Source organism: Desulfosarcina sp. (genome assembly GCF_055467485.1).
Map to the genome: position 1 here is coordinate 1 of NZ_JBUOIV010000105.1, position 8,336 is coordinate 8,336.

Below are 8,336 nucleotides of genomic sequence, written 5' to 3' on the forward strand. Positions count from 1 at the left end.
GGACCTGATTCCCCATCAATTCGCGATTGCCGCCGAGGTCAGCCGCCGTCGCCTCCCCCGGGTGCTGCTGGCCGACGAAACCGGTCTGGGAAAAACCATCGAAGCGGGGCTCATCCTGCATCGCCTGAGGCTCAACGGCCGTGTCAACCGGATACTGATCATTGTTCCCGACGCCCTGGTGGTGCAGTGGTTTGTGGAACTGGCGCGCCGGTTCAATCTGCGGTGCCGCATTTTCGATGATGCGTTCGTGGCGGCGCAGCCGCCGTCCTCAACCGGCGACAACCCATTTCTCGACGAACCCTTGGGGCTCTGCGGCTTTTCCTTTCTGACCGAGGCCCCACCGGTGCTGCAATCCCGGTTGACCGACGGCGGTTGGGACATGGTGGTGCTGGACGAAGCCCACCACATCCAGCCGGGCGGACGGTTGTCCCGGCAGGTTCAACAACTGGCCGGGAGCGTGCGGCGCATGGTTCTGATCACGGCCACACCGGGTCACCTGGCGGCGCGAAGCCATTTTGACCGACTGCGCCTGCTGGACCCGCATCGCTATAGCGACTACCGGCAGTTCAAAACCGAAAGCCGGGCATTTGAACCGATCGCCCGGATGGTCCAGGCAGTGCTGGATGGCCGCCATGCCGACCCGGCAAGCCTGTCGAGCCTTGCGGGCCTGTTGGGCATCCCCGTCGATGAGATTAAAGGGGAACTGTCCCAATCCGAGGGTCGGCGTCTGTTGGTGCAGACCCTCATCGATCGGCACGGCACCGGCCGGGTGATGTTCAGGCATACCCGGCGAACCGTTGGCGGGTTTCCGGGCAGGCGGGCGCATGTGATTCCGCTCGATGCGCATGGCAACGGGGCGTCGATGCGCCGTCGGCTCGACCGGGAAGTCATGCAGGATTGTGGATCGCTTACCATAAACGGAGAGATCGCTTTTGAAGGTGACCCCCGGGTGGCCTGGCTGGAAACCTATCTGCGTGATCACCGTGAAGAAAAGACGCTGTTGATCTGCCGAACGTCCGCGACGGTCAACGCCCTTTATGAAGCGCTGGAAAAGCGCATCCACATCCATGTCGGACGTTATCACGAGAAGATGACGCTGGTGCAGCGGGATCGCAATGCGGCCTGGTTTGCCGAACCGGGGGGGGCGGCGCTGCTGCTGTGTTCGGAGATCGGCAGCGAGGGCCGCAACTTTCAATTCGCACGCTCGCTGGTCCTTTTCGATCTGCCGCCGGATGCGGAACTGCTGGAGCAGCGCCTGGGCCGCCTGGACCGTATCGGCCAGACCGGGGTTGTCCAGGTGTGGGTGCTGTACGTCCGGGGAACCGGCGGGGAGATCCTGGCGAGGTGGTACCATGAAGCCCTCGACGCATTTGAAAAGAACGTCCCGGCCGCCGGCTGGGTGACCCGCCGGTTCATCGGCCAACTGACGGCACTGACCGGCGACCAGGAAAATAAAGAAGCCGATGCCCGGTTGGACAGGCTGATCCGCGGCGGCCGGATATCCGTCATCCGCCAGCAGCGACGGATCGATGCGGGGCGGGATCGGCTCCTGGAGCTGGATGCATTGCCGCCGGAGGAGGTGGCCCGCCTGATGGAAGCGATCCGTGAGGTAGACAATGATCCCGGCTTCCCGGGATGGGTTGGACAGCTGTTAGACGTCTGGGGGATCGTCATGGAGCCGGTTGCCCCACAGGTCTATCGATTGAGCCCGGATCACCGCTATGCCGACCCGCTGCCGGGATTCCGACCCTCCGGCCTGACGGTGGCCACGGACCGCGCCACCGCCCTGATCCGTGAAGATCTCGGATTCCTCACCTGGGATCATCCGCTGGTGAGCGGGGCCATGGAGCGCTATCTGGGCAGCGGCAAAGGAAATGCCGCATTTGCCTGCTGGGATGCAGCCGGCGAGCCGGCATTGCTGCTGGAGATGGTATTCGTGATGGAGGCGATTGCCGGGCCGGACCTTGATGTGGAGCGATACCTGCCGCCCACCCCGTTCCGGGTGGTCGTGGATCACCAGCTGAACAATCGGGAAAAGGAGGTGCCCGAGGGGCTGGCGGACCGGCTCACCGACGGTTCAGCCGGCCTTTACGCTGAAATCTTTCCGGTGGTTTCCCCGCGCATCCCGCACATGCTCGAGGCCGGCCGGGTGATGGCCCGGGACAGGTCCCGTCCGGTCGTCGAGGCGGCCCTTCGGGAGGCCGGCCAGGCGATGGACGCCGCCGTCGACCGGATCGAGGCGCTCTCCCGGGTGAATCCCGCGATTCTTGATACGGACATCGACGCGGCCAGACGGGACCGGGATGACGTGCTGTCGGCCGTCTCTGCGGCGCGGCTGAGGCTCGATGCCATGCGTCTGATCGTTAAAGGCAGGGGATTTTAAACTCCAGCGCCTTTACGGATGATCAATTCGATACTATTTTGGGTTTCCTGGACATAAAGAGATGAAACAGTAATCCGGGAATCTATCAAAGGGTGGTGGTGAACCAATGAGTGCCCAATCAAGTCCAGACCTGCGCCGATTTCCCCGTCGGGCGGCCTTTATTATAGCGGAATATACCGCCAAGGAAGGGTCGTTTCGGGATATCATCAAGAATATCGGTGCCACAGGGGTTTTTATCGGTACCTGGCGGCGGATTGCCGAGGGTCAGCCCATTGAACTCAAATTTCCGGTTTTCGACTTTGAGAACCAGCTTCAGGTTACCGGAAAGGTAGCCCGCAGCACTCAGAAGGGGTTTTCCGTGGTTTTCGATCAGCCGATAGATGGGTTGATCTGCAGGGAGGGCCATTTTCCTGAAATCGTGCATGAAATCGATCGCTGAACCCAGAAGGTCCGGCAACAATCAGCGTGTTGCCCGTGTGGCTGTTGTGACACCTTGAACCGCGATAGCGAGCGAACTGAAAATCGAGGTTCACCCTTACGGTGCAGCGCCGCACTGCCGTCACAGGCAGAACATCCCCCGCGACTTCCCGCGGGGTATGTCGATCAACAATCGAACCCCGATAGTCATGCTTCCGGAGGGCCGCTACTTGTTGATGCGCTCCTGGTTGGTCTGGCCTTTTCCCTTGCTCCCGTCATGCCGATTCTGATTTTTATCCCCTCCGGCATAGGCAACCGTTGAACAGATCAGTACTACCGCCGCAATGAACCCCGCCATTTTTTTCATTTTGCCTCCTTTTCGGTCTTTGGTTGCTGCCATAACGGAGGAAAATGAAAAAGGTTACATCGGCGCCTTCAGTAATGCAAAATGGCTTTTGCGTTGTATCCGCTTATCCGTTTGACGCCTTTGGGCAATTCATACCAGTCGCCGATACCTGACGATTCCGTATGGTAAACCAGCGCCGCCGTGTGGATAACGAAATCAAGCACCTGCGGATCTACCGGTTGACCATTGAGCTGCAGGGAGACCAGATCGATGCGGGCCGCCCCGTTTTGGGTCAGGAAGACACACTTGAAATCGAAAACCAGGTTTTCACCCAGCAGGGCGTCCAGGTTGAGCCGCTGCGCATCGAAACGGATTTTACCGCGGACATGGTTATGGTCCAGCAGTTTCACCGTCAGGCTGTCGCAGAGCGGCTCCTTCTCCTGCGCCAGGCGGTAGGCAATGTAGGCGTTGAGCTCTCTCTCGGTCACCTCGGCGCTAAGCTCCCGGTCGTCGGATCGGGGGGGCTGCTCGGCGATGGTCCTGAGGATGTGCCTGACCGCGAGCGCATCCTTGGTGGCCTGATCGATGGCGCCGATCAACAGCAAGGCACAGCCCAAGACGGCGATCCGTCCACGCCAGTCCAGATAGTTCCTTTTCATCGCTTTGGTTGTCAACCTCCTTAAAGGGTTCAATCCTGCCCCGATGCCAGGCGCATCGCCGATGGCACCAAGATGACAGCCAGTTTAGCAGATCACGCGAACCGGCACAATTGAGAACCGTATGGGACGGCCGGTGGGACGGCCACCGACGGTAAAAAGGGTTGTAATACCTATTGGTCATGGTAGAAGCCATTTCAAAAATGTTTTTGAGAGGGCTTCTATGAATGGGTGCCCGAAACCGGTAAATGCAGACAAACAGGACCATTTGTGACCGACAGCCAAAAACAGATCGACCAATTCCGCAACCTGCTCAAAAAGGCCATGCACAGCGACGCCGTTGCCCTGCGCCGTGAATTGGACCGGCTGGCGCGGTCGGGGAAGAAAATGGCGGACGCGGCGATTGACAGGCAGCTGAAGGGCCTGGGGCCGCGCATTCGTGCGGCCGTTGCCAGAAGGCAGCACCGCGGTGAAGGGGTTCCCCGATTTCAGGATCTCGACCATCTGCCGATCACCGCAGCCAAGGCGGCGATCATCGACAGCATCCGCAATCACCCGGTGACCATCATCTCCGGCGAGACCGGATCGGGCAAGACCACCCAGATCCCCAAATTCTGCCTGGCCGCCGGGCGCGGCATCGACGGCAAGATCGCCTGCACCCAGCCGCGGCGCATTGCCGCCACCACCGTGGCCGCACGCATCGCCGAGGAACTCGGGGAAGATCTCGGTGGATCGGTGGGCTACAAGATCCGCTTCCAGGATAAGACCGGCCCCGACGCTTACATCAAGGTGGTCACCGACGGCATCCTGCTGGCCGAAACCCAGGGGGACCCCTGGCTCAACGAATACGACACCATCATCGTCGACGAGGCCCACGAGCGCAGCCTGAACATCGACTTCGTCCTGGGCATCCTCAAGCGGCTGGTCCACCGGAGAAAGAACCTCAAGCTGATCATCACCTCGGCCACCATCGACACGGAGAAGTTTTCCAAGGCGTTCGACGATGCGCCGGTGATCGAGGTGTCCGGGCGGCTGTTCCCGGTGGAAACCCGCTATTTTTTCCCCGATGCGGCCCCGGAAGAGGAGGAGGACCGCACCCCCGTCGAACTGGCCGCCCAGGCCGTCGACCGGCTGGTCAAAAAGCAGCCCCGGGGCGACATCCTGATCTTCATGCCCACCGAGCAGGATATCCGCGAAACCTGTGAAACCCTTGAAGGGCGCAATTATTCGCGCACTGTGATCCTGCCCCTGTTTGCCCGGCTGGGCGCCGCGGACCAGCGCAGGGTTTTCGCGTCCACCGCGGCCCGCAAGATCATCGTGGCCACCAACGTGGCCGAGACGTCCATTACCATACCCGGCATCCGCTACGTCGTGGATACGGGTCTGGCGCGCATCTCCCAGTATCTGCCCCGCTCCCGGACCACCTCCCTGCCGGTGCTGCCCATATCGAGGAGCAGCGCCGACCAGCGCAAGGGGCGCTGCGGGCGGGTGGAGAACGGCGTCTGCATCCGCCTCTACCCCGAGGAAGACTACCTCAACCGGCCCCTGTTCACCCAGCCGGAAATCCTGCGGTCCAACCTGGCCGAGGTCATCCTGCGCATGATTGCCCTCAAGCTCGGCGACGTCGCCGATTTCCCCTTTATCGACCGGCCGGCGGAAAAAAGCATCCGGGACGGGTTTGATCTGCTGGTGGAACTGGGTGCCATCGTGCGCGCAGGTGTCAAGCGAAGAAACGCCCCGGTATACCAGTTGACCGAAAACGGCCGCACCATGGCCCGCATGCCCATCGACCCGCGCCTCTCGCGCATGCTCATCGAGGCGCAAAAGGAAGGCTGCCTGGACCAGCTCGTGATCATCGCCGCCGCCCTGAGCATCCAGGAGGTGCGCGAGCGGCCCCTGGATAAAGCGGCCCTGGCCGACCTGGCCCACCGTCCGTTCGTCGATCCGTTGTCCGATTTTGTCACCATTTTGAACATCTGGCGGGCCATCCACGACCGCTCCGACCGGCCGCGCAGCATGAACGAACTGAAGAAATTCTGCCGGCAACATTTTCTCTCCTTCCGGCGGATCCGCGAATGGCGCGATATCCACCGCCAGATCACGGCGGCGCTCAAGGAGCAGGACAACGGTTCGCAGACAGCCGCCGGCCCGGTGCTGCCGGATGACGCGGCGGCCGGCCAGGATAGCGACGGCGCGTTCCACCCGCTCTATGCCGCCATTCACCGGTCGATCCTGAGCGGTTTTCTCTCCAACATCGCCATGAAAAAGGAGAAGGTTTTTTTCCGGGCGGCCAAGGATCGCGAGGTGATGCTTTTTCCCGGTTCGGGCCTGTTCAAAAACCCGGGCAGTTGGATCGTGGCGGCGGAGATGGTGGAGACCTCGCGCCTGTTTGCCCGCAATGCGGCGGTCGTGGATGTGGCCTGGCTGGAGCCCCTCGGCGGCGACCTGTGCCGGCCCACCTGGTCCGATCCCCACTGGGAGCGCAGCCGCGGGGAGGTGGTGGCCCGGGAGCAGGTGTCCCTCTTCGGCCTGCCTATCGTCCAGGACCGCCGGGTGGCCTTCGGGCGCATCGATCCGCAGCAGGCGTCGGATATCTTTATTCGCAGTGCCCTGGTGGAAGGGGACGTGCGACAGCCGTTGGCGTTCATCCGCCACAATACCGAACTGGTGGAAGAGGTGCGCGGCATGGAGGACCGCATCCGCCGGCGGGATATCCTGGTGGACGACGAGGTGCTGGTGGCCTTTTACAGGGAACGGCTTCCCGGCGTCTGCGACATCCGCACCCTGAAGCATCGCATCCGCAAACAGGGTGGCGACGGGTTCCTGCGGCTGAGCCGGGAGATGCTGGTCCGTTACCTGCCCGATGAAGGCGTGCTGGAGCAGTTTCCCCGCCAGCTGGACCTGGGCCACCGGGTGCTGGACTGCGACTATGTATTCGACCCGGGAACGGAGACCGACGGCGTCACCGTCACCATCCCGGCCGAAACCACCGGAGATGTCCCCCGCGAGCAGCTGGACTGGCTGGTGCCCGGCCTGCTGGCCGACAAGATCACCGCCCTGATCAAAGGGCTGCCCAAAACCTACCGGGTGCGCCTGGTGCCGGTGGCCGATACGGTGCAAACCATTCTGCGCGAGATGCCGCGGGGCCGGGAAAGCCTGCCCGCGGCCCTGAGCCGCTTTATTTTCAAACGACTGCAGGTGGACATCCCGGCGGCGGCCTGGCCCGTGGACGATCTGCCGGACCATTTAAAAATGCGCCTGGCCATCACCGACGCCAAGGGTAAGGTGGTGGCCAGCGGACGGGACGACCGCCTGCTGGACCAGGGCCCGGGAACGCCGGTCCTTCCGTCCGGTCTGAGCGGCCTGAAACACAAATGGGAGCGCGATGACGTCACCGGCTGGGATTTCGGGGACCTGCCCGAGGTGCTGGCCGTCGACGACAAGCAAGGAGCGCCGTGGCGCCTCTATCCCCGGCTGGCGGTTGCCGGTGAGCGTGTCGGTATCAAACTGTTTGCCGATTCCAAGGCGGCGGACGCGGCCCACACCGCCGGGGTGGCGGCCCTGCTGGCCCGCCAGTTTGCCGACGATATCAAACACCTGAAAAAGAACCTCAAGCTGCCGGCCCTGCTCAAGCGCCAGGTCACCTATTTCGGCGGTATGGCGGCTGTCGAGGCCCAGCTTTTCGAGTGCGTCACCCGCGGACTGTTCGCGGTAAACCTGCTGACCGCCGCCCAATACGACGCCCACGTCGAAAAACTGATCGGCATGCGCGTGCACCAGTGCGGCCGGGATCTGTGCGATGCGGTCGTGGCTGTGATCGAGGCCCACCACGAAGCGCAATGCCGGATCCTGGAAGTCGAGCAGAAACGCATCGCCGCACCGGTGGTGGGGCAGTTCCTGCAGACCCTCAAGGATGAGCTGGCCCGCCTGGTGCCCGACAATTTTGTTTCGCTCTACGACCGGCAGCGCCTGTTCCACCTGGTTCGCTACCTGAGGACCATCTCCATCCGCGTGCAGCGCGGCATCACCGACCTGGAAAGAGACCGTTCCCGCCAGGCCCTGGTGGCCCCGTTCATCGAACAGCTGGGCCGCATGCTCGCATCCATGGATCCCGCCACCTCTGCTGAAAAGCGAGCGGCCGTCGAAGATTTCTTCTGGTCCATCGAGGAGTACAAGGTCTCGGTGTTCGCCCAGGAGGTGGGCACCGACGGGCCGGTGTCGGCCAAGCGGCTCAAGAAGCGGATCGGTGAGATCGACCGGATGGTATGAGTGGGTGGGCCGGGATGGAATCCTCCCCGCGGTTTGCCGCGCGGAATGTTCTGCCGGTGACGGCAGTACTTCGCCGCACCGTAAGGATGATAGACGATTCCCTCCTCGTTGTCCGTTTGCAACTGTTGGTAGAATCTGGATCAACCGTACATGGCTGAAGCACAAGTGACCGGATGGATGATGAAAACAGTGCTGTGGATCGTTCTTCCGGCTTTGCTGCTGTTCGCAGGCATCGCCGCGGCTCAGGACCAGGATCGGATGGCAC

Annotated in this window: 5 protein-coding genes; 3 read left to right on the forward strand and 2 right to left on the reverse strand. The window is 62.3% G+C overall.

The features are described 5' to 3' along the window. Together rapA and ACZCED_RS24235 are read left to right on the forward strand one after the other, a co-directional pair. On the forward strand, positions 1 to 2,383 hold a 2,383-nt coding region (rapA, locus tag ACZCED_RS24230; RefSeq protein ID WP_464862020.1), incomplete at its 5' end, for an RNA polymerase-associated protein RapA. Positions 2,384 to 2,489: 106 nt separating this feature from the next. Further along, on the forward strand, positions 2,490 to 2,822 hold the full coding sequence (locus ACZCED_RS24235) for a PilZ domain-containing protein (RefSeq protein WP_462969116.1): 333 nt from the start codon (positions 2,490 to 2,492) through the stop codon (positions 2,820 to 2,822). A 204-nt stretch (positions 2,823 to 3,026) separates the two neighbouring features. Here ACZCED_RS24235 and ACZCED_RS24240 read toward each other — a convergent pair whose 3' ends face one another. Continuing rightward, positions 3,027 to 3,167: a hypothetical protein gene (locus ACZCED_RS24240; RefSeq protein ID WP_462969115.1), complete on the reverse strand. Its 141-nt coding sequence runs from the start codon at positions 3,165 to 3,167 to the stop codon at positions 3,027 to 3,029. A gap of 68 nt (positions 3,168 to 3,235) precedes the next feature. Further along, positions 3,236 to 3,805: a hypothetical protein gene (locus ACZCED_RS24245; RefSeq protein WP_462969114.1), complete on the reverse strand. Its 570-nt coding sequence runs from the start codon at positions 3,803 to 3,805 to the stop codon at positions 3,236 to 3,238. 267 nt (positions 3,806 to 4,072) lie between these two features. Here ACZCED_RS24245 and hrpA point away from each other — a divergent pair, with 267 nt between their 5' ends. Further along, positions 4,073 to 8,071: an ATP-dependent RNA helicase HrpA gene (hrpA, locus tag ACZCED_RS24250; RefSeq protein WP_464862021.1), complete on the forward strand. Its 3,999-nt coding sequence runs from the start codon at positions 4,073 to 4,075 to the stop codon at positions 8,069 to 8,071. The last annotated feature ends 265 nt before the right edge of the window (positions 8,072 to 8,336 follow it).

Coding starts and splice junctions, on each gene's coding strand:
- ACZCED_RS24235 (WP_462969116.1), top strand. CDS start 2,490: ATGAGTGCCCAATCAAGTCCAGACCTGCGCCGATTTCCCCGTCGGGCG.
- ACZCED_RS24240 (WP_462969115.1), bottom strand. CDS start 3,167: ATGAAAAAAATGGCGGGGTTCATTGCGGCGGTAGTACTGATCTGTTCA.
- ACZCED_RS24245 (WP_462969114.1), bottom strand. CDS start 3,805: ATGAAAAGGAACTATCTGGACTGGCGTGGACGGATCGCCGTCTTGGGC.